15 protein-coding genes are annotated in these 20,789 nt (G+C 68.2%); 6 read left to right on the top strand and 9 right to left on the bottom strand.

Going from position 1 to position 20,789, the window contains the following annotated elements; translation table 11 throughout:
* Window positions 1-116 precede the first annotated feature (116 nt).
* The 5 genes from AC1VNH_RS15315 to AC1VNH_RS15295 all read left to right on the top strand — a co-directional run bounded on the left by AC1VNH_RS15315 (window position 117) and on the right by AC1VNH_RS15295 (window position 6,553).
* Window positions 117-2,255: a glycosyltransferase gene (locus AC1VNH_RS15315; RefSeq protein ID WP_483112389.1), complete on the top strand. Its 2,139-nt coding sequence runs from the start codon at window positions 117-119 to the stop codon at window positions 2,253-2,255.
* 132 nt (window positions 2,256-2,387) lie between these two features.
* Entirely contained in the window at window positions 2,388-3,404 is a 1,017-nt protein-coding gene (locus AC1VNH_RS15310) for a GDP-mannose 4,6-dehydratase (RefSeq protein WP_483112387.1), read from the top strand.
* Entirely contained in the window at window positions 3,401-4,306 is a 906-nt protein-coding gene (locus AC1VNH_RS15305) for an NAD-dependent epimerase/dehydratase family protein (protein ID WP_483112386.1), read from the top strand. The genes AC1VNH_RS15310 and AC1VNH_RS15305 overlap by 4 nt, the downstream gene beginning before the upstream one ends.
* A 51-nt stretch (window positions 4,307-4,357) precedes the next feature.
* Window positions 4,358-5,275, top strand: coding sequence for an ABC transporter permease (locus AC1VNH_RS15300; RefSeq protein ID WP_483112384.1), 918 nt, complete (start codon window positions 4,358-4,360; stop codon window positions 5,273-5,275).
* An 81-nt stretch (window positions 5,276-5,356) separates the two neighbouring features.
* Window positions 5,357-6,553 (top strand): ABC transporter ATP-binding protein, encoded by a 1,197-nt coding sequence (locus tag AC1VNH_RS15295; protein ID WP_483112383.1) that lies wholly within the window; start codon window positions 5,357-5,359, stop codon window positions 6,551-6,553.
* On the opposite strand, the gene AC1VNH_RS15290 is transcribed toward AC1VNH_RS15295, so the two are convergent.
* Genes AC1VNH_RS15290 through AC1VNH_RS15265 form a run of 6 tightly spaced genes read right to left on the bottom strand, consistent with a single transcriptional unit; the run spans window position 6,538 to window position 14,029 of the window.
* Window positions 6,538-7,281: an ABC transporter ATP-binding protein gene (locus AC1VNH_RS15290; protein WP_483112382.1), complete on the bottom strand. Its 744-nt coding sequence runs from the start codon at window positions 7,279-7,281 to the stop codon at window positions 6,538-6,540. The genes AC1VNH_RS15295 and AC1VNH_RS15290 overlap by 16 nt on opposite strands.
* Complete coding sequence (locus tag AC1VNH_RS15285) at window positions 7,281-8,069, bottom strand: ABC transporter permease (protein WP_483112381.1); 789 nt, start codon at window positions 8,067-8,069, stop codon at window positions 7,281-7,283. The genes AC1VNH_RS15290 and AC1VNH_RS15285 overlap by 1 nt, the downstream gene beginning before the upstream one ends.
* Before the next feature lie 38 nt (window positions 8,070-8,107).
* Window positions 8,108-10,126: a DUF6541 family protein gene (locus AC1VNH_RS15280; RefSeq protein WP_483112380.1), complete on the bottom strand. Its 2,019-nt coding sequence runs from the start codon at window positions 10,124-10,126 to the stop codon at window positions 8,108-8,110.
* Between the two features lies 1 nt (window position 10,127).
* Window positions 10,128-11,264, bottom strand: coding sequence for a UDP-galactopyranose mutase (gene glf / locus AC1VNH_RS15275; protein WP_483112379.1), 1,137 nt, complete (start codon window positions 11,262-11,264; stop codon window positions 10,128-10,130).
* 42 nt (window positions 11,265-11,306) lie between these two features.
* A complete protein-coding gene (locus AC1VNH_RS15270; protein ID WP_483112377.1) occupies window positions 11,307-13,106 on the bottom strand; it encodes a glycosyltransferase in 1,800 nt (599 codons plus the stop codon).
* Window positions 13,103-14,029, bottom strand: coding sequence for a glycosyltransferase family 2 protein (locus tag AC1VNH_RS15265; protein WP_483112375.1), 927 nt, complete (start codon window positions 14,027-14,029; stop codon window positions 13,103-13,105). Before AC1VNH_RS15265 ends, AC1VNH_RS15270 begins: the two co-directional genes overlap by 4 nt.
* Before the next feature lie 54 nt (window positions 14,030-14,083).
* Between AC1VNH_RS15265 and AC1VNH_RS15260 the strand changes: the two genes are divergently transcribed.
* Window positions 14,084-16,201: a glycosyltransferase family protein gene (locus AC1VNH_RS15260; protein ID WP_483112373.1), complete on the top strand. Its 2,118-nt coding sequence runs from the start codon at window positions 14,084-14,086 to the stop codon at window positions 16,199-16,201.
* Here the strand turns inward: AC1VNH_RS15260 and AC1VNH_RS15255 are convergent.
* Genes AC1VNH_RS15255 through rfbA form a run of 3 tightly spaced genes read right to left on the bottom strand, consistent with a single transcriptional unit; the run spans window position 16,194 to window position 20,781 of the window.
* Window positions 16,194-18,095, bottom strand: a complete 1,902-nt coding sequence (locus AC1VNH_RS15255) for a rhamnan synthesis F family protein (RefSeq protein WP_483112372.1) — start codon at window positions 18,093-18,095, stop codon at window positions 16,194-16,196. The genes AC1VNH_RS15260 and AC1VNH_RS15255 overlap by 8 nt on opposite strands.
* Window positions 18,092-19,912 (bottom strand): rhamnan synthesis F family protein, encoded by a 1,821-nt coding sequence (locus AC1VNH_RS15250; protein ID WP_483112370.1) that lies wholly within the window; start codon window positions 19,910-19,912, stop codon window positions 18,092-18,094. Before AC1VNH_RS15250 ends, AC1VNH_RS15255 begins: the two co-directional genes overlap by 4 nt.
* Window positions 19,909-20,781, bottom strand: coding sequence for a glucose-1-phosphate thymidylyltransferase RfbA (rfbA, locus tag AC1VNH_RS15245; protein WP_483112369.1), 873 nt, complete (start codon window positions 20,779-20,781; stop codon window positions 19,909-19,911). The genes AC1VNH_RS15250 and rfbA overlap by 4 nt, the downstream gene beginning before the upstream one ends.
* Window positions 20,782-20,789 lie beyond the last annotated feature (8 nt).

Here is a 20,789-nt window from a genome sequence, read left to right as displayed (position 1 = left end):
CGCATTCGGGCCCGCGCCGCGTCCCGCTGCGCCAGTCGCTCAGATTCTGCCGAAGGGGGCCGAGATACAATCCCCGAGGCACTGCAGGTGCGCTCCCCTCTGCACGAAGGCAACTCATGACGCATGCACATCCGACGACGATCGTCGTCCCCCTCTACGGCGACCCGACCACCGCGTTGCGCTGCATCCGCAGCGTCCTGACGCACGTCGACCTCACCTTCCACCGGCTGCTGATCGTCAACGACTGCGGACCCGAGGTGGAGACGATGGAGCGCGAGGTGCAAGAGGCCATCGGCGACGCGACGGGTGTGACCTACGTGCGCAACCCCCGCAACCTCGGCTTCGTGGGGACGTGCAATCGCGCGGCACAGGAGCTCGACACCACCGACAACGACATCCTCCTGCTCAACAGCGACGCGGAGTTGATGGCCGGCACGCTGGACGAGATGTCGAGCGTGCTGCACGCCTCGGAGAAACACGGCATCGTCGCGCCTCGCAGCAACCACGCCACGATCAACACCATCCCCCTGCGCACCGCATCCGGCGTGGAGGCCACCGCCGCGCGCTCGCGCGCCGTGTTCGAGGCTATGAAGGACGAGCTCCCACGGTTCACCGTCGCCCCGGTTGCACACGGATTCTGCTTCCTCGCCCGACGGTCGCTCATCCGCAACTACGGCCTGTTCGACACGGCGTTCACCCCGGGGTACGGCGAGGAGAACGACTTCTGCCTGCGTGTCAACGACTACGGATTCTCGTCCGTCATCGCCAACCACGCCTACGCGCACCACGAGGGGGAGATGAGCTTCTCCTCCCTGGACAAGCAGCGGATCCAGGATGAGCACGAGCGGATGCTGATCGAGAGGTATCCGTACTACCCCACGGCGGTCGGGCACTACCTGACAGACGGCGTCGACCCCATCGACTGGTTCGCCGACCTCCTCGTGCCGCAGGATCGACCGCGCAAGGTGCTCATCGACCTGCACCACATGTCGTTGATTTACAACGGCAGCGTGCAGTATGCGTTGAGTTTCGTCCTGCATCTGAAGAGCCTGCGCGAGGCGGGCGAGTTGACCGACATCGAGTTCGTCATCGCGACCTCCTCCGAGGCGATCGAGTTCTTCCGCCTGGAGCAGTACGGATTCCGCGTGGTCGCCAACCAGGACTTCGACGAGGTCTTCGATCTCGGCCTCTCGCTCGCTCCGCTCAACGCCGCGTCCCAGATCCAGCGCCTGGACCGCTTCTGCGTGCGCTGGGTGGCCTCGCTTCTCGACATCATCGCCATCCGCTCGCTTCCGCTTCTCGAGTCCGACTACAGCCGGCGCCAGGTCGTGCTCGACTCGCTCAACCATGCCGACCGCATCGTGGCCATCAGCCAGGCGACCGTCGACGACGCAGCGCGGTACTACGCCCTCGGAGACGACTACCGCTCGCGCACGAGCGTTCTCCACCTCGGCGTGGAGCATCTCTCGGTTAGCGTGCCCGACGCCGTCTTCGACGCCGATGAGCGCTTCACACCCCGTCAGCGCAACGCGGTGCGCGCCGGCGGATACGTCCTGCTGGTCGGCAACCAGTTCCGGCACAAGCAGATCCGCGAGACGGTCGCCGCGCTCTCCCACTTCGAGCTGCCCGTCATCGCCTTCGGAAGCACCGCCGAGGACGACGGCTCGAGCATCGTCCCGCTTCCCAGCGGATACCTCACCGACGCAGACGTCAGCGCCCTGTACGGGGGCGCATCCGTCATCGTCTACCCGTCCGCCTACGAGGGGTTCGGGCTGCCCATCGTCGAAGCCGCCGTGCACGGCAAGCCCGTCGTCCTCTTCGACACGGAGGTCGCTCACGAGGTCGTCGACAGCCTCGAGCTCACCGGCTCCAGCGCGTTCTTCGAGACGTTCGAGGAGCTGCCCGCGACGATCCGTCGCGCGATCTCGTTGCCGGCACCGCTGGCCGACCGGGTGCGCACGCACAAGGAGTACAACGAGGGGCTCCTGGATATCGTCCGGCGCACGCTGGAGGAGCCCGCATCCTTCGACCGGCTGCGCCGCCGTGCGGCGTACTTCCGCGCCACGCGCTCGTACCAGATCGCCGAGTCGGCGCGTGCCGAGTTCCTGCAGTGGAAGCTGTCGCGCCGTTCGTACCGCGTCGCGGAAGCAGCCGTTCGCCGCGTCGAGTTCCTCCGCCCGCTCGCGCGTGCACTACGCGAGCACAGCGATCGGCTGCGCCGGCGCCGGCGCCGCGATGGAGGCAGCCCCCGCTAGCCACCGCAGCCGGCTTTTCGCCCCTCATCCGGCGGCCGGTAGACTGACCGTTCCGATCGGCAAGCACTCGCTCCGTTCGTTCGCCACATCGAATCCGACGCGAATCATCGTCGGACAACGAAAGGGAATTCCTTGACCGAGGCCCGCCGCGTAGCACTCATCACAGGTATCACCGGCCAGGACGGTCGCCATCTCGCGGATCTGCTCCACGAGAAGGGTTACGAGGTCGCCGGCCTCATCCGAGGACAGAACAACCCGCGTCGAGCAACCATTGAAGATCACCATCCGTTCGTGCGGCTCGTCGACGGCGATCTCACCGACCCCTCCTCGCTCGTTCGCGCGGTCGAGACGGTCAACCCCGACGAGGTGTACAACCTCGGCGCCATCAGCCACGTGGGCTATTCATTCGGCAACCCGTCGCTCACTGCCGACGTCACGGGCAAGGGCGTCTTGAACCTTCTCGAAGCCGTGCGGGTGACCGGGCGCGCGGAGACCTCTCGGGTGTATCAGGCCTCCACGTCGGAGATGTTCGGCGGACTCGACTACAACCGTCCCGGCGCCGGCTACAACGAGGACTCGTTGTTCCACCCGCGCAGCCCCTACGGCGTGGCGAAGCTGTACGCGCACTGGATCTCGCGGAACTACCGCGAGAGCTACGGCATGTTCGTCTCCTGCGGCATCCTCTTCAATCACGAAGGCGAGTACCGCGGACCGGAGTTCGTCACCCGCAAGATCACGCGGGCCGTGGCCCGCATCGACGCGGGCCTGCAGGACAAGCTCGTGCTGGGCGACCTCTGGCCCAAGCGCGACTGGGGTTACGCGGGAGACTACGTCCGAGGCATGTGGCAGATGCTGCAGCACGACGAGCCCGACGATTTCGTCCTCGCATCCGGACAGACCCACAGCATCGAGCAGTTCCTGGATCTCGCGTTCGCCGAGGTAGGTGTCTCCGACTGGACGCCCTACGTCGAGAAGAGCGAGTCCCTGGTGCGTCCCGCCGAGGTGGACATCCTCCTGGGCGACGCCACGAAGGCTGAGAGCGTGCTGGGCTGGCGTCGAGAGGTCGACTTCCCGGGTCTCGTTCGCCGCATGGTCGCGCACGACCGCGCGCTGGCCCGAGTCGAGGCCGCCACCCCCGCTTACAAGTGAAAGTCCTGGTCACGGGGGCTGACGGGTTCGTCGGCCGGCACGTCGTCGAGAGCGCGCTGTCCGCCGGACACGAGGTCACCACGCTCTCCCGCGCGACACGGGCACCCCACCACGGCGTCCGTGCGAGCTGGTCGGCAGATCTCACCCGCGAGTGGCCGCTCGACGAGGCACCGGACGCGGTCATTCATCTGGCCAGCTTGGCCGCCGTCGGGCGCTCCTTCGGCGAACCCCAGACCTACATCTCGGCGAATACGGCGATGTTCACCACCCTCGCGGAGAATATACTCGCCGCCGGTGCGACCAACACGCGCATCGTCGTCGCCAGTACCGGGGGGCTCTATGCTCCCGGAGCCGGCCCCTGCGACGAGGAGCGCGAGCTGCGCATGAGCTCGCCGTACGCGGTAAGCAAGGCCGCCGTGGAGTTGCAGGCTCAGTACTATCGCGAGCGCGGACTCGGAATCGTGGTCGCGCGTCCCTTCAATCACATCGGTCCAGGACAGGCACCGGGCTTCCTCGTCCCGGACCTCGCGGTCGCCGTGCACGATCTCGGCCCCCGCGAGCCGCTGCGGGTCGGCAACCTGCAGACCCGTCGCGACTACACCGACGTTCGAGACGTCGCCCGCGCATACGTGGAACTGTTGTCGGTGGCGCGGCCGCGGCCGCTCTACAACATCGCCTCCGGTGTCTCCACGTCCGGCGCCGAGATCCTCTCCCACATCTGCGACGCACTCGGAGTGTCGGCGCCGGAGACGGCGGTGGATGAGAGCCGCCTGCGTCCGAGCGATCCGCACGAGATCGTCGGCGACGCCTCCCGCATCCGCGACGACCTTGGGTGGGCGCCGCGCATCCCGATCGCACAGTCGATCGCCGATTTCGTCCGTTCCCGCTTCGATCTGGCGTGATGCACGCCGCACCGTGGCTCTCAGCCAGCGGCAGTTAGGATTGTGCACGCCATGACAGCGCCCTACGACTCGGCTGCGCGCCGACAAGAACGTTTCGCACGTTTGAGCGAACTCCCGATGCAGCCCGTCGGCTCCCTCGCGGTCGGCGGCGTCTTCAAGCCGATCGCCCACATCTTCCGGCAGCGTGAGATGTTGGATCTGCTCATCCGACGCGATCTCAAGTCCCGTTTCAAGGACTCGAGCCTCGGCTTCGTCTGGACGCTCATCCGCCCGCTGACGCAGCTCGCGATCTACTACGTCGTGATGGGCAAGTTCCTCGGCGCCGCACGGGGAATCGACGATTTCGCCATCTACGTGTTCGCCGGCCTGACGGTCTACGGGCTTTTCAGCGAGATCGTGCTGGGCGGCGTCTCCTCCGTCGTCTCGAACGCCGGACTGGTCAAGAAGATCTACGTGCCACGTGAGGTCTTCCCGCTGGCGGCGGTCGGCGCCGCCAGTTTCACTTTCGCCATTCAACTCGTCGTGCTCCTGGGAGCCACCGCCATCGCCGGCTCGTTCCCGATCCATCCAGAGATCTTCTACGCCATCCCGTCGATCCTGCTCGTCCTGGTCTACGGAACCGCCTTCGCGCTGCTGCTGTCCGCCGTGAATGTCTACCTGCGCGACACCCAGTACCTCACCGAGGTCATCATGATGTTCCTCATGTGGGCATCCCCCATCGTCTATACCTGGACGATGGCGCGCGACATCATCGGCTCGGGTGTGCTGTTCGACATCTACACCTCCAACCCGATCACCCTGGCGGTGCTGGGGTTCCAGCAGGCCTTCTGGGCAGGCGGAGACACCTCCCACTTCCCCTCGGACCTGCTCGCGCGGATGGGCATCGCCTTCGTAATCGGTGTCGTCCTGGTCGTGGTCTTCCATCGCGTCTTCCGCCGACTCCAGGGCAACTTCGCCCAAGGCTTGTGACGACCCGCCCGCCTCTTTCATCTCGAACGACAGAGAGTTCTCATGCAACGCGCCGCTGAACCAGCCCCACAGCGACCCGTCGTGGTCGAAGTCTCCGACGTCTCGAAGCGGTTCGTCGTCCGCAAGGACAACTCGCTGAAGGAGAGGCTCGTCACGCTGGGGCGTGCCGGTCGACGTCATCGCGAAGAGTTCTGGGCGCTGCGCCACGTCTCCACGAAGATCCGCGCCGGTGAGACCATTGGCCTGATCGGCCATAACGGATCCGGCAAGAGCACCCTGCTGAAGCTGATCGGCGGCATCCTCGAACCCACGGAGGGGATGATCACCGGCCGGGGCAAGACAGCCGCCCTCCTCGAACTGGGTGCGGGCTTCCATCCCGATCTCACGGGGCGCGAGAACGTCTACCTGAACGCCTCCGTGCTGGGACTCACTCGCGAGGAGACGGATCGTCGCTTCGATGAGATCGTCGCCTTCTCAGGCATCGCGGAGTTCATCGACACACAGGTCAAGTTCTACTCCTCGGGCATGTACGTCCGGCTCGCGTTCGCCGTCGCTGTGCACACCGACCCGGACATCCTCATCGTCGACGAGGTCCTCGCCGTGGGCGACGAAGCTTTCCAGCGGAAGTGCATGGACAAGATCCGCACCTTCCAGGAAGAGGGGCGCACGATCATCCTCGTCACCCACTCGATGCCGCAGGTGGCGGAGTTGTGCTCGCGAGTACTCCTGCTCCACCACGGCGAAGTGATCGACGAGGGCGAGCCCAACGATGTGATCCCGCAGTTCCGGGACCTCCTCGAGCAGCAGCGGCAAGACGACATCGACACCGTCGAACGCGAAGCAGACGACCCCTCCCACGCGAAGATCCTCGGCATCACCGTCAACGGGCAGTCGCTGACCGAGATCCAGTCCGGCGAGCCGCTCACCCTCGAGGTGGAGCTCTACCACCCCACCGGCATCGACGAGTGGCTGTGCGCGATCCAGATCGACAACGAACAGGGACTCGTCGTCTTCGGAACCGGCACGGATCACGCCGTGACCCCCGCCGGTCCGCTCCGGGGCACGGTACGGGCGAAGGTCGAGCTTCCCGCGCTCCCCCTCGGGAGCGGGAAGTACTTCATCAGCGCGGCCCTGCGAGACGGCGCGCACCGCCAGCTCGCGGCGGTGTCTCAGGCGGCGTCGTTCAACGTACGCTCCGACGGGACCACGTTCGGTACGCTGTTCGTGCGACCCACCATCACCGTCGACGACGTCGCGTCGGGTCAGCCGGAGGGGTGATCGGACGCGTACCGATCGAGGACATCCTCGAGAGGACCGTCGAGGATGAGCTCGCCTCCGTCGAGATAGAGCCCCCGCGTGCAGAAGCGGCGGAGATCGCGCTCATTGTGGCTGACGAAGAAGAGCGTCCGCCCTTCCGCGAGAAGGTCGTCGATGCGGCGATAGCACTTCTCTCGGAATGCCTTGTCGCCCACTGCCAAGACCTCGTCCACGAGCAGGATCGGCTCGGGCAGCTGAGAGACGACAGCGAAGGCAAGACGCACCTTCATCCCGCTGGACAGATGCTTGTAGGGCGTCTCCACGGAGTCCGCCAGCTCGGCGAACTCGATGATGCCGTCGAATCGACGTGCGATCTCGGCGCGGGTCATCCCGTGCAATCCCGCCGTCAGCCGCACGTTCTCGCGCACGGTCAGATCACCCACGAACCCACCGGTGATCTCGATGAGGGGCGCGACCCCGCCGTAGACGGACACCGAGCCCTCATCCGGGAGCATGACGCCCGCGACCAGTTTGAGCAAGGTGGACTTGCCCTGTCCGTTGCGCCCGACGACGCCGATGGCCTCCCCCGGCACCACGTCGAAGCTCACATCGCGAAGCGCCCAGAACTCCGAGGGACGCGAACGCCTGCGTGCGCCACCGAACAGATCCTTGATCGAACGACCGGTTCGCCGGCCACGCCGGAACTTCACGCCTAATCCGGAGACCCGGATCGCACGTTGCTCTGCCATCACAGCTCCTTGAGAACAGCGGGCTCGAGCCGCCGGAAGACGAACACCCCGACAGCGAGCAGAAGCACGCTGACCACGGCGGCGGAGGCCACCGTCAGGCCGTCCCACTGATCGGGGAAGAAGCCCATCCGATACAGCGTGAAGATGCCCGACAACGGGTTGAGTGCGGCGACGTCGCGGAACGAGCCGGGGAGATCGGCGACACCGTAGATCACCGGGGACGCGTAGAAGAGTGCCCGCAGCACCAGGCGCGTCGTGCGCTCGAGATCGCCCCACAGGGCGCACAGCGGAGCGACGATGAGTCCGATGCCCAGGAGCAGGCAGGCCTGGATGATCACCGCGACGGGGAACCAGAGCAGGCCGATGCCCACCGGCGCTCCCGCCGCCCAGGCGAAGAGGACGATCACCGGCAGCGAGCACAAGAACTCGACGCCCTTGCTGAGGACGATGCGGCCGACCCAGATGGACCGCGGAATCGCGGTCGAGCGAACCAGCCGCGCATCCTTCTTGAAGGCCTTCGTGAAGTCGGAGACGGCCGCGTTGAACCACACCCACGGCAGGAGCGCCGTGATGAGGAAGACGATGTACGGCTCTTCGCCGACTCCCCTGCCGAAGACCTGGGTGAAGACGAACCAGTAGATCCCGCTCATGACCAGCGGGTCGAGGACGGACCACAGATACCCGAGCACGCTCGTCGAGTACCGCACGCGCAGATCCCGGGCCGAGAGCAGCCACAGAGAATGGAAGTAGCGACGCGGCGTCCCCGGGGAACCGACGACTGCCTTCACGCTTCCGACTCTATCGTGCGCCCGCCCGCGATCCGCGATCACTCGAGCGGACCGCACTGGTCGATGTGATAGAGCTCCGTGTCGCCGTCAGAGAGGACGAGGGTGAACAGTCCCGCCTCGACGGCCTGGTGGGGACCGGGGAAGTGATTGCCGGAGGGGTCGCCGCCGCCGAACTCGTGCGGCGAGTACGTGACGTAGCGCACGTGCAGGCGGTCGAGGGCCGCACAGACCTCCGGGTTCGTTACGATCTCGGCGAGATGCCACGCCAGCGTGAGTCGATCCGCATCCCACTGGCCGTTGACGTGCGGGAAGACCGGCTCACGCTGCCCGTACACGCCCGTCAGCGCGGATCCGTCCCAGGGATCGCCGAGAACGCGTTGCGTGGGCGGGACGATCGTGCCCAGGTCGGCGAAGAAGTCGATCTGCGCGCGCGAGACCACCTCGCCGCGCGCATCGATCGCGGGCATCCGGAAGACGTCTCCGACGGCACTCGTCGTGCCGCCGAAGGCGAGTCCCAGCGCCGATGACGCCGCGACCACCCAAGCGACGACGATCGCCGGCCACGACCGGGTGCGCTCCGCGGCGGGGCGAGCGCGGCGGCGCCGGGCCAGGAAGAGCACACCCGCGGTGGCGAGCGTCACACCGAGCAGAGGCAGGATCGAGCTCAGTCGATACTTGTCCTTGTACCAGAGCGCCGTCGCGAGCTTCGTGACGACGTCGTCCGATCCCGCGGCGATGACGTAGAGGAGTGCGACCAGCACGTACGCGCCGACCACCCACCTCGTCTGGCGTGTCCGTCCGAGCGCGACCATGCCCACGATCGTCACGACGGCGAGCAGCAGCGCCGGGAAGACCACGGCGCCCGCCCCACTGGGCCACGATTGGGCGAGGACCTGCCAGACGCCCTCCCCCACCGACTGCACAGCTCGCGCCTGCGGCCCACCGAGCCGGTCGTCGAGGGGTCGCGTGAACAGCCCGAGCCTGACGACGACGTACCACACGGCCACGGCGACGCCGAGGAGAATCACCACAGCCGCCGCCAGCGCGGCGCGGACGACCCGCGCCCGCGCCGCCCCGCCGTCGCGCCAGCCGCGCCGCAGCCACCCCAGCGCGGCGGCGACGGCGGGAATCAGCAGGATGAGCGCCCAGCTCGCTAGGACACGGGGCTGACCGAAGGCCACGGCCCCCGCCGTCACCCCTACGGCGGTGAGCGCCCACCATCCTTCGCTTCGCAGAGCACGCGGCCGCACGAGTCGGCGCGCCGCCACGATCGGCGCCGCGATCGCCGCCGGCAGCGCCGCCGTCGCGAGGAATGTCGGGTACAGAGTGCCCCACACGAGCAGCGAATACGGCATCGCCGTGAACACCGATCCGAGAGGAAGGGCGACGAGCGCGACGGTCGCGGCGTCGACACGGTGAAGGATCACCTGCGCGAGCCAGACGACACCCGGCAGCCACAGCGCCGCGGCCACGGCCAGCCACGCCGCGTTGACGGCGACGGCCACCGAAGCCCCGGAGAGCTGGGCGACCGAAGCGACGAGCGTATGCCAGCCTGCAGGGTAGAAACCGAACGCGGAGTCCGTCTCGATGAGCGTGCGCAACGTGAGCGACGACGCGTCGCCGTGCTCGAAGATCGACCAGATCGCGGAGAGGTGGAACACGTTGTCGTACGTCTGGCTGATCAGGTCAGGGCTCGATACCGCCGCGAAGGACACCACTGCGATCAGCGCCGCCGCAGCCGCCCACGTCGCGACGACGGCTCCGTTGAGGCGAGAGGGTTCTCGCTGCGAGCGCGGGGTTCGCTGGCGCAGGAGGAAGACGAGCAGCGCCACGGGAACCGCCAGCGCGAAGGGCTGCCAGGCACCGTACGGCACCCCGACCGCGGCGAAGACGATCCCCGAGATCCCGATCAGAAACACCGAGGTCGGCCCGGCGAGAGCGACCCGCATCATCCACGGCAGGCGCAGCGGTGCGAGGACCATGGCGCCCGGCCCGAGCAGCACCAGCAGGGCAGCCGCGGCCGCGGGCACGACCGCCCACCAGGTCGACATCGTCATGTCAGGCGAGCTTGTTGTGCCACATCGAGAGCGCAGACCCGATCGCCATATGCATGTCGAGGTACTGGTAGGTCCCCAGCCGCCCACCGAAATGAACACCGGTCTCGCCGCGCTGGAGTTCGCGGTAGGCGAGGAGCCCCTCGCGATCCGTCGGCGTGTTCACGGGGTAGTACGGCTCGTCGCCCTTCTCCGCGAATCGGGAGTACTCCCGGACGATGACCGTGCGATCCTCGGGGTAGCGCCCCGCCCGCTCCGGGTGAAAGTGCTTGAACTCATGGATGCGCGTGAACGGCGTGTCCGCATCCGCATAGTTCATGACGCTCGTGCCCTGGAAGTCGCCGATGTCGAGGACCTCCTGCTCGAAATCCAGCGTGCGCCAGGAGAGAGCCCCGGCTTCGTAGTCGAAGTAACGGTCGACGGGCCCCGTGTACACGACCGGGACCTGCCCCACGACGGCTGCGCGATGCAGGGGCTGAGTCTCGTCGAAGAAGTCGGTGTTCACCGATATCTCGATGTTGGGGTGGTCGGCCATGCGCTCCAACCAGGCCGTGTACCCGTCGACAGGAAGACCTTCCCACGTGTCGTTGAAGTAGCGGTTGTCATAGGTGTAACGCACCGGCAGCCGGGAGATCACCTCGGCGGGCAGTTCGCGGGGATCCGTCTGCCACTGCTTGGCGGTGTAGTCGCGGATGAACGCTTCGTACAGCGGACGACCGATCAACCCGATCGCCCGTTCCTCCAGGTTTCGCGCGCTCTTCGGGTCGAACTCCTCGGCCAGCTCGAGCACGCGCGCTCGGGCCTCGCCCGGTCCGAGCGCCGTGTGGAAGAACTGGTTGATCGTGCCGAGGTTGATGGGAAGCGGATAGACCGTCCCGCGGTGGGTCGTGTAGACCCGATGGACGTAGTCCGTGAACGACGTGAACCTGTTCGCGTACTCCCACACCGTGGCGTTGGACGTGTGGAAGAGGTGGGCGCCGTAGCGGTGAACCTCGATGCCGGTGACCGGCTCCGCCTCCGTGTAGGCGTTTCCGCCGATGTGATCACGGCGCTCGATGATCCGCACTTTCCGACCGGCGGATGCGGCGCGTTCCGCGACCGTCAGACCGAAGAAGCCCGAACCCACAACGAGAAGATCCATGCGTGATGCCATGCCTTTCCGGCGTTTCGCGCCCGTGACAGTCTACGGAGACTCGGGAGGGCGACGTGCAAACCTCCGCTCCCACGTGGTCGTCGCCGACAGCGACGGCGCGGCCGCCGCGTATTGACGGGCGAGCGAGCGCCACGTCAGCCGCATGCGCACCCGCGTGAAAAGGGCATCGCGTGCCAGACGCGCCGCGGTCGCGCGATCGCGGCGCATCACGAACACGCCCGTTCCGGCGGCGGACTCCACCAGCGCGCCGTCAAGGAGGCCGAGCGCCCACCACTTGCCCTGGGCCCGCGACAGCCGCATCGGCGACGTCTCCCGGCGCGCCCGACGCGTCTGGCGAACGAGGACGCGGAGCAGGCGACGCACCGACGCGGCGCGCCCCATCGGCGGCTCCACTCGGGCCTCGACCCCGGCGGGCGCGTCGCGGACGAGGGCCTGGCCCGCGTCCGCGAGGACCGCTGCGGGCCGCTGCGGTCCCGCGATCAGCGTGTGCTCCAGATGCTGCGGGCCACTGAGGACGTCGCGCAGGGCCAGCACCCGAAGCGCGGCCGATCCGTACTGTGCGCACAGGATGTGGTTGAGATCCTGGGCGAAAGACGCCGCGAGCACGTGCGGGCCGCCATGCAGGAGGGCCGTGACGATGCGATTGCGCAACTGAAAGTACGCCTGCCAGTCGAGCCCGTCATCCTTCGCGGTCCACGGCATGTGCCACAGCGCCGCCCCGGGGAGCGTGACGGTGTCCACTCCGCGCGCCGCGGCGCGCAGACCGAACTCGGCGTCGTCCCATTTGATGAAGAAGGGCAGGGACGCCCCGACGGCACGCACGACGTCCACGGGGATCAGACACATCCACCAGCCGTTGAAGTCGACCGCGATGCGTCGGCTGAGCGCGGGCGTGTTCTCGACGGTGCGGACGGCCAGATCCACGTCGGATAGCAAGGGGACGACCGGCGTCCACCACATGTCGCCACGATCGACGCGCTCCCCGAAGGAGTGCAGTCTCGTCGGCTCGGTCAGGCTCAGCATCTGCGCGCCGACGATCAACGACTCCGCGGCGAAGCGTGCGAAGGCGCACATCCGCAAGATCGACTCCGGTTCGAGGTCGACGTCGTCGTCGAGCAGGAGCACGTGCGAGCTGCCCGAGTCGGACGCCGCCGACATCGCGCGACTGAAACCGCCGGAACCGCCGAGATTGGGCTGACGCACGACGCTCAGCCTCTCCCCCAGCGACGCCGCGGCGTCGTCGAAACCCGGTGCATCCGCCAGGGCCCGAGTGCCCTGGTCGGCGACCACGACCTGCGTCACCGCGTCCAGCACGTCGGGAGAGCTCCCCAATCGCGAGAGGAGCCTGACGCAGTCCTGTTCCCGGTCGTAGGTGGTGATCCCGATCGTCAGCGACGGTTGCGCCGCGAACTTGGCGCGCACCTCCCAGCGCGCGTCGGAGACGACGGCGTCACCGCCGGCCGGGGCGACATCGAACCACAGCCACGCGACGTCCTGCGCGAGCGCGGTCTCCCACTCATGCCTTCCGGCGTCGAACGTTCTCGTTCCGAGCGTCTGAACCTCTCCCGCCGTGTTCGTGCCGCGCAGGTCCACGCGGACGGAGGCGTTCGCGCGGAAGACGAGTCGGACCTGCCTCACGTCGGAGCGCGCACGCCAGTGCCCGGCCGGGAATGCGCCGAAGTACGTCGCCGATGTGGCCCGCGTGCCCGTGGCGACAGCGAACGCGGTACGCGTCGACGATGCCGCCCCGGAGACGTAGAGACCCTGCCGCGCCGGATCATCGTGGCTTGCGCCGGCGACGCGGTGGACCGGGTGCCAGAGCTCGCTCATCGACCGCGCCGGGCCCGCCGACGCTCGCGAAGGAGGCGGGTGAGGCGTTGGCCGATCGAGAGGCGCTCGTCGAGCTGACGCGCGACCTCGTCCTGGACGTAACGCGCGAGGTACAGCGCCAGCCCGGGACCTTCCGCGGCGACGTACGCGCGAAGGGCCTCGTCGCGAACGAGGCGGTCGTAGTACTCGTGCTCGCCCGCGAGCGCGTACATGCTGTTGCCGAGTTCCCCGGTGACGCCCCGGCGCTGCATCCAGAATGCGAGCGGTTCGCCGTCTATGAAGCCGATGCGGTAAACGGCCGCGGCGCGCAGGTTGAACTCCCAGTCCTCTACCGCGTGCAGGTCCTCGCGGTAGTAGCCGACCTCGTCGTGGAGTCGCCGCCGATAGAGATAGGCGATCGGCACCGCGCGGTTCACCTGCAACAGATCCGCATAGGTGATGGAAGCCAGATGCGGCCAGAAGATCGCTCTGCCGGTCTCGACGAAGCCGCCCTGGCGCTCCTGCTCGTAGACGATCTCCGTTCTCACGACAACCCCGATCTCGTCGGGGTGCTCATCGAGATGGGAGATCGTGCGCGCGAGGAAGCCCGGATGCCAGAGGTCGTCGTCGTCGTGCAGCACGATGAACTCGGTGTCGAGCGCGCGAACGCCTTGGTTTGCCGCGGCGGAGCGACCGACGGGGGCGTGATTGTGGGTGACGCCGACGCGTCGTCGGATCTCGGGAGCGAGCTCCGCGATCGCTTCGTCGACCACGTCGCGCGACCCGCCGTCGTTGACGATGTGCACCTGCCAGCTCGTCGACTCCTGGCCGACGATGTCGCGCAGGGCCCGCCGCAGGAACCAGGGGCGGTTCTTGGTGCGCAACACGATCCCCACCCTCGCGGAGTTCGCAGCGTCGGCCGGCGTCAGTCTGGGCTGGGTCATAGCGCACCGACCATATCACCGGCGTTCTCGACACCGGCCGATACACTGGGAGCGATGCTCAACCGCGTGCGCTCACTGTGGCGGGCGGCGCGACGCGTGCCTCTCGTGCGACAGGTGCTGACCGCAATCGATCGACTCTGGTGGGCGCGGACCATCCGTCGCGCACAGGTCGTCGATCCCGAGATCGTGGCGGCGCAGCTCGGCCGCCCCGTCGGCTCCCGGGCCGCCATCCGTCATTACGTCCGCGGCGCACACCGCGAAGGGTTCACTCTGAATCCCCTGTTCATGGAGGCCACGGTCTCCCGGCAGCTCTCGGACGCCGACCGCGTGCCTGCACTGTACGCCTACCTGGTCAACGATCCGACCCGCATCGTGACGAGCCCCAGCTGGGATGCGGCCGAGCTCGTCCGTCGGCGGCCGGAGGCGCTCCGTGACCCGGGCGGGCCGCTCGGATTCGCCTGGCGTCATGCGCGAGACGGCGGCAGCCTCCCCGTACGCGGCGGCGAGATCAGCGCGCAGCGACTGTGGGCGGCGGTGACGGCCTCGGCGATCCACACGCCCGCGGAGCCGGAGCTCGTCGTCGACCGAGCGTTGATCGTCTGCGTCGTCGGCGCTGACGAAGCATCGCCGGATCTCGCCCTCGCGGCGGCGTCCGCGGCGGCGCAGCGCCTGGACGCTCACCTCGACGTCGTTCTGCTCGACGACGCGTACCCCACGCGGCTGCATGCCCGCATCCTCGCGGCCCGGGACCCGCGCATCCGCGTGCGCCGTCCGCAGGACGGGAAATGTCCGCCTCCGGCACGGCCGGAGGGGAAGGGACTGACCCTGTACCGCGGACCGGACGCCGAGGTGACGGAGTCGATGCTGGTCGAGCTCGCCTCCTGGGCCGCAGACGGTCCCGTTGCACCGTTGTGGGTGTCCGGCGCGGGCGTCATCCTCTCGGCGGGCGCCGTCTGGCGCGGCGGCGCCCGGTACCGCCTGCTCGAGGGTCACCCCGTGGAGGACGCCCGCCGCCTCGGCGATGCGATCTCGGTGCCCGCGCTGGACGGACCGTTGCGCGCGTGGCCGGAGGGGGCCTCGGGAGAGGGCGCCGGACGCACTCTCACCGGCCTGCTCGTCATGACGCCCAGGCCCTGCGACATGCTGCTCCGCGACACCCCCGCGACGGCCGACGCGTCGCGGACACCGGACTCCGACGTGGACGCGATCGTCGCCGCCGCCGGTCTGCGCGTGAAGACGGGGAGCGACATGCCGGTCCTCGAGCGAGTCCCCGGCACCCCACGACGTTGGGCGATCAAGACCGCCGCTCCGGCCGGGCTCGCCGGCGAGTCATGGGGGGAGACCCACTTCGCCCGCGCGCTGGCGGCATCGCTCGAACGGCTCGGCGAGCAGGCCGTCGTGGACGCCCGCACGGCCGTGGATCGGCCCACCTCTCCGCTCGACGATGTCGTCGTGGTTCTGCGCGGTCCGCACCGGCTCGTCCCGCCGCGCGCGGGTCTGCGCATCCTCTGGATCATCAGCCACCCCGACGAGATCACCGCGGCGGAGCTGGACGACTTCGACGTCGTCTTCGCCGCATCGGAGGATTGGGCCGCGCGCGCCTCGGCACGATTCCGCCGAACGATCCGTCCGCTTCTGCAGTGCACGGACGCGACCCGGTTCCATCCGACCGGTGCGCACTCGACGGGCGAGATCGTCTTCGTGGGAACGGCGCGCGGGATCGCGCGTCCGGTCGTCGTCGAACCCCTCCGCGCGGGGATCCCCGTGCGGGTCTACGGGCCCGACTGGCGCGGATACATCCCTGCCAGCACCATCGTGGCGCGGGGGATCCCGAACGACGAGCTTCCGCTGCGGTACGAGACCGCCTCCGTCGTCCTCAACGACCATTGGCCCGCGATGCGCCGGGAGGGGTTCATCTCGAATCGGCTCTTCGACGTCGTCGCTGCCGGGGGCCGGGCGATCTCGGACGATGTCGTCGGCATCGACCGCATCTTCGACGGAGCCGTGCAGACCTTCCGATCGGTGGACGAGCTCATCTCGACCCTGCAGGGAGATCTGGACGCGCGCTTCCCCGACTCGGAAGCGCTTGCCCGCACGTCGGAGCACATCCGCCGTTCCCACTCCTTCGACGCGCGCGCGACGACACTGATCCTGACCGCGGACGCTATCTAGGATCCCGAGGCCGCGCCCCGCGGGGAAGACGTGACCGCAGCGCCCGCAGACCTGCGCGCAGACGCGCCCCGAGGCCGGGCCACGTCATACGCACGAGGATCCTGGCGAAATCCCGGACTCTCGCGTCGCCAAAGTGGCCCAGAGCGGTGAGCGCCCGGTGGTGAGCGGCGGGAGTTCCCGGAACCAGCGCGGTCAGCTGGTCGAGATCGAAATCCAGCGCCGTCTGGCTCAGCGCCAGGTAGTCGCGCGTGAGAACCGTGCGCGTGACATAGCCGGCTTCGGCGGCGGCGTAGGAGGGCATCCGCTCGAGAATGTGCGCCAAGCCTCCGTCACGATACTGCTGCGCACCACCGAAGTCCGTGTAGTCCCACGACCGCGAGAGCAGCACCCGCAGCGCATCCGGACGCGCGATGTACATCGAACCGTAGGGGGCGAGGGGCGAGCTGTCGTCCAGGGGAACCCGGATGCCGAGTTCATCCGCGAGCCGAACAGCACCCGGCTTGTTCGCCCACCACGCCTGTCCGAGCGTGGGGTATCCGACGTGGATCATCGGAGGAAAGACGATCCCGAGCTCCGGACGCCGCTGGAACATCGCCACGAGGTTGCTCGCGTAGCCCCTGCTGTGGAGGAGATTGTCGAACTGCTGCGCGGCGAAATGGCGACCGATGTTGAGGCCGTCCTGCGGCGTCCGCTTCGAGTGGAGCTTGACCACGAGGTCGTAGTCGGCACCCACGAGCACGTCGCGCGCACCGACGAGGAACGCGCTCTGGTCGCGCCCGTCGTTAGAGGCGACGACGCGAACCTCCCATCGCAGAGGCGGGATGCGGCGCGCAGCGATCGCGGCGCGCACGGCATCGGCCTTCCGGGCGGTCGGCGTCGTGACCACGAGGTCGTATCCGTCGGGGAGCGTGTCCGCCAGATCCAGAAGGTCGTCCGTCATCTCCTCGTAGAAGATGTGGGCCACCACCGCGATCCGAAGCGGCCGGGCCGCGTCGTACGTCCCGTCGCTCTCGTCCGGCAGCACATCGAGCAGCGCCAGGTTGGTGTGGAGGATCTTCGGCTGCACGTTGTGCGCGAGGTCGGCCCAGATCGGCGCCGCAGGGTAGCCCGCGTCGACGAGGTCGCGCAGCACCGCGGCACCGTCGACACTGTGCTCGTTCAATGCCAGCGGCGGGTGGAAGAACACCCGACGCTTGAGGATCGGGCAGCCCTCTTCGATGAGTCGACGAGGCTCCCACAGGGAGGGGTTCTCGCTCGCGAACGCATCGAGGTCGAACGCGGCAGCCGAGGTGAACCCGCGATCGGTGAAGTAGCCGGTGAAGTGCGACTCATGGCTGAGGACCGCCATTCGGTAGTCCAGCCGCGCCGGCAGCGATGACCAGTAGCGCGGCCACTCCGCGCTGCGCAGCATCTCGCCACGCACCGCCAGCCAATACGACTGGAGGTGGTACGCGACGGCGCCCGTGCCCGTCAACGGATGCGGCGACGCCGCCGCGTGCGCGGTCATCCCCCAGAAGTGCGCCGGGCGCGCATCCATCCGCGCGAACAGCGCGTCGAACGACCCGATCGGCCCGTACCACGTGTCGTTCGTGAGGAGGAGCTCGTCGTAGCCGAGAACGTCCGCCCCGAGCTGATCGAGCGTCTCCCGCTGGGCGCCCACGTCGATGCCCGTGTTCTCGCGGACACGGATCTCGTCGCACAACTGTTGGACGCTCCGGCGTGCAGTGTCGTCGATCGCACCGTTCACCACCACGATTAGTCGATCGGCGTGGGGTCGGAGTCCTTCGAGAGCACGCAGGACGTAGTCCTCCACCGCGCCGCGCCTGTCGTAGAGCGTGTAGACGACCAGTCGACGTCCGGAAGGCGGAAAGGTCGGGGCAGGCGCATCCGTCATGAGGACTCCCCCCGTACGCCGCGGCGCGTGCGCTGGGCCAACGCCCGTACGAAGGACAGCGCCGGGTGCGCACGCTCGCGCGCCATCATGCGCACGACGTCGAACTGGCGGGTCCGCCCGCGCCATCCGATGCGCTGGAGGAACTGGATCTGTTCGAAACGCGAGCCTCGTGTGGTCTCGAGGAGCCGGTCGAGGGCGTACTCCACCGAGGTATGCGACCGTGCGGCTCGCGGCGGATCGGTCACGGTCAGCGTGATGAACCCCGCCTCGCCCACCGCCTGAGCCAGAAGCAGTCGCTGCGCGGCCGGAGCCACATCGGGGTCGCCGACCATCCTCGCGACGACGTCGAGGGCATCGGGGCGTGCCGCCCACAGGCCGCCGGTCGGTGCGAGCGGACCGAACTCGTCTGTCGGCACCGAGATGTCGAGGTGCGAGGCAGCGCGACGGACGTGTTCGCGGTGCTGCTGCCAGTCGACGGCGGCGGGAAGCACGCCTGCCAACGCCTCAGGGGGAAGCAGCAGCCCCGCCTCCGGACGCCGACGCAGCAAGGCTACGATGAACCCGAGCGGGTCGGACGGTGACCACAGCGCACCCCACTGGTGTTCTCGGAGGAATCGTCGATCGGCCTCGCCGGCATCCCAGAGGGTCGCATCGATGTGCACGAAGAGGTCGTATCCGCTCCGGGCGCGATCGATCGCCGCGCGCAGCACGGCGTCGCGCGACGCCGGTGGTGCGATCTCGGGCGCTCGGACCGGATCGACGGCCGGCCACGCCGCCGAGATCTCGTCCGGATCCTCGTGCGCAGCGGCGACGAGCACGAGCGGGGTGTCTGCGGGGAACACGGCGACCGCCCGAGCGACATCGGCGAGCGAACGCGCACGCACCGATTCGATGTACACCACCGCGGAGCCCTCGACGCGCGGATCCGAGTCGAATCTCACCTCGAGCGAGGCCAGGGCGGAGTGGAGTGTGCGCGGGGCGACGTTTCGGGCCAGGTCCCGATGGACGAGCTCCACGGGGTACCCGTACTCCCCTGCCAGGCGAAGCACATCGCGTGCGATCACGGCGTACCGGATCATAAAGGTCGGATGGTGGAAGAAGAGACGGCGCTTGAGAAGCGGGCAACCGTCGCGCAGAAGCAGATCGGCATGGAATATCGCCGGGTTGTCGCCCGAGTACTCGGCACTCGGGAAGGCCGTCTCGACGACGAATCCTTCTGTCTGGAACCATTCGGCGAAGACGAGCTCATGATGGCGCACGGCGTCGTCGTAGGTGACGATCGGGGCGAGCTGGTGCCAGTAGCGAGACCATGCGTCCGAGAAGAAGACGGAGCGGCGAACCGCCAGCCAATACGACTGCAGGTGCCAGGGCACCGGTTCCCGTCCGCCCGCCGGGTCCCCCTCGGCTCGCGGGTGCTCCGTCATGCCCCAGATGTGCAGAGCTCGCCTCGCCATGCGTGAGAGGAGATCGGCGAAGGGATGCACCGGCCCGTACCAGGTGTCGTTGGTCAGGACGAGCTCGTCGTAGTCACGCAGGTCGTCGCCGAGGTACGCCAGCGCCTCGCGTTGCGCCTCGACGTCGAAGCCCTGATTGGAGCGAACGAGAACCTCGTCGACGACGGACTCCAGTTCGGCGCGCCCCCGAGACGATACGGCCCCGTTGACCACCGCGAGGATGCGAGTGGCGTGCGGCCTGAGGCCGCGCAGCGCGTGCAGGATGTAGTCGCCGACCTCACCCCGCCGGTCGTAGACCACGAAGATCACCAGACGGCGGGCTCCATCGGGCAGCGGAGCGGCCAGCGGCGCTGTGGGCGTCACCGCGTGCCCTGAGCCAGCACCTTCAGCAGATAGGACCCATAGCCGCTCTTCACGAGCGGCTCCGCCCGCGAGCGGAGTTCGTCATCGCTCAGGAATCCGAGTCGCCACGCGACCTCCTCGGGGGCACCGATCGAGAGGCCCTGACGCTTCTGCACCGTGCGGATGAACTCGGTCGCCTCCGCGAGGGAATCGAAGGTGCCCGTGTCGAGCCACGCCGTTCCCCGCGGCAGCAACTCGACGCGAAGCGCGTCCCGGCGCAGGTACTCCTTGTTCACATCGGTGATCTCGAGCTCACCGCGCGGAGAGGGTCGGAGGTTCTTCGCGATCTCCACGACGTCGTTGTCGTAGAAGTACAGTCCGGGAACGGCGTAGTTGCTGCGGGGAACGGTCGGCTTCTCCTCCAATGACACCACCCGGCCCGAAGCGTCGAACTCGACCACGCCGTAGGCCGTCGGGTCGTCGACCCAGTAACCGAAGACGACGCCGCCTTCGAGCTGCTGATACTGACGCAGATGCGTCCCCATCCCCTGCCCGTAGAAGATGTTGTCGCCCAGGACGAGGGCCACCGAGTCTGAACCGATGTGCTCTTCACCGAGGATGAACGCCTGCGCCAGACCGTCGGGACTCGGCTGCACCCGGTAGGAGATCGACACGCCGAACTGCGATCCGTCGCCGAGCAGCCGCTGGAACTGCTCCGCGTCGTGAGGGGTCGTGATGACGAGGATGTCGCGGATCCCGGCGAGAATCAGAGTCGACAGCGGGTAGTAGATCATCGGCTTGTCGTAGACCGGGACCAGCTGCTTGGAGACGCCGAGCGTGATCGGGTGCAACCGCGAGCCAGTGCCCCCGGCGAGAATGATGCCGCGCATGGCCCCAA

The organism is Microbacterium sp. KU4F (assembly GCF_056868075.1).
This window is presented reverse-complemented; position numbering and strand designations above follow the sequence as displayed.

Excerpts from the sequence above, each read along its gene's own strand:
- AC1VNH_RS15315 (WP_483112389.1), top strand. The coding sequence starts at position 117 with ATGACGCATGCACATCCGACGACGATCGTCGTCCCCCTCTACGGCGAC.
- AC1VNH_RS15300 (WP_483112384.1), top strand. The coding sequence starts at position 4,358 with ATGACAGCGCCCTACGACTCGGCTGCGCGCCGACAAGAACGTTTCGCA.
- AC1VNH_RS15290 (WP_483112382.1), bottom strand. The coding sequence starts at position 7,281 with ATGGCAGAGCAACGTGCGATCCGGGTCTCCGGATTAGGCGTGAAGTTC.
- AC1VNH_RS15280 (WP_483112380.1), bottom strand. The coding sequence starts at position 10,126 with ATGACGATGTCGACCTGGTGGGCGGTCGTGCCCGCGGCCGCGGCTGCC.
- glf (WP_483112379.1), bottom strand. The coding sequence starts at position 11,264 with ATGGATCTTCTCGTTGTGGGTTCGGGCTTCTTCGGTCTGACGGTCGCG.
- AC1VNH_RS15270 (WP_483112377.1), bottom strand. The coding sequence starts at position 13,106 with ATGAGCGAGCTCTGGCACCCGGTCCACCGCGTCGCCGGCGCAAGCCAC.
- AC1VNH_RS15265 (WP_483112375.1), bottom strand. The coding sequence starts at position 14,029 with ATGACCCAGCCCAGACTGACGCCGGCCGACGCTGCGAACTCCGCGAGG.
- AC1VNH_RS15260 (WP_483112373.1), top strand. The coding sequence starts at position 14,084 with ATGCTCAACCGCGTGCGCTCACTGTGGCGGGCGGCGCGACGCGTGCCT.
- AC1VNH_RS15255 (WP_483112372.1), bottom strand. The coding sequence starts at position 18,095 with ATGACGGATGCGCCTGCCCCGACCTTTCCGCCTTCCGGACGTCGACTG.
- rfbA (WP_483112369.1), bottom strand. The coding sequence starts at position 20,781 with ATGCGCGGCATCATTCTCGCCGGGGGCACTGGCTCGCGGTTGCACCCG.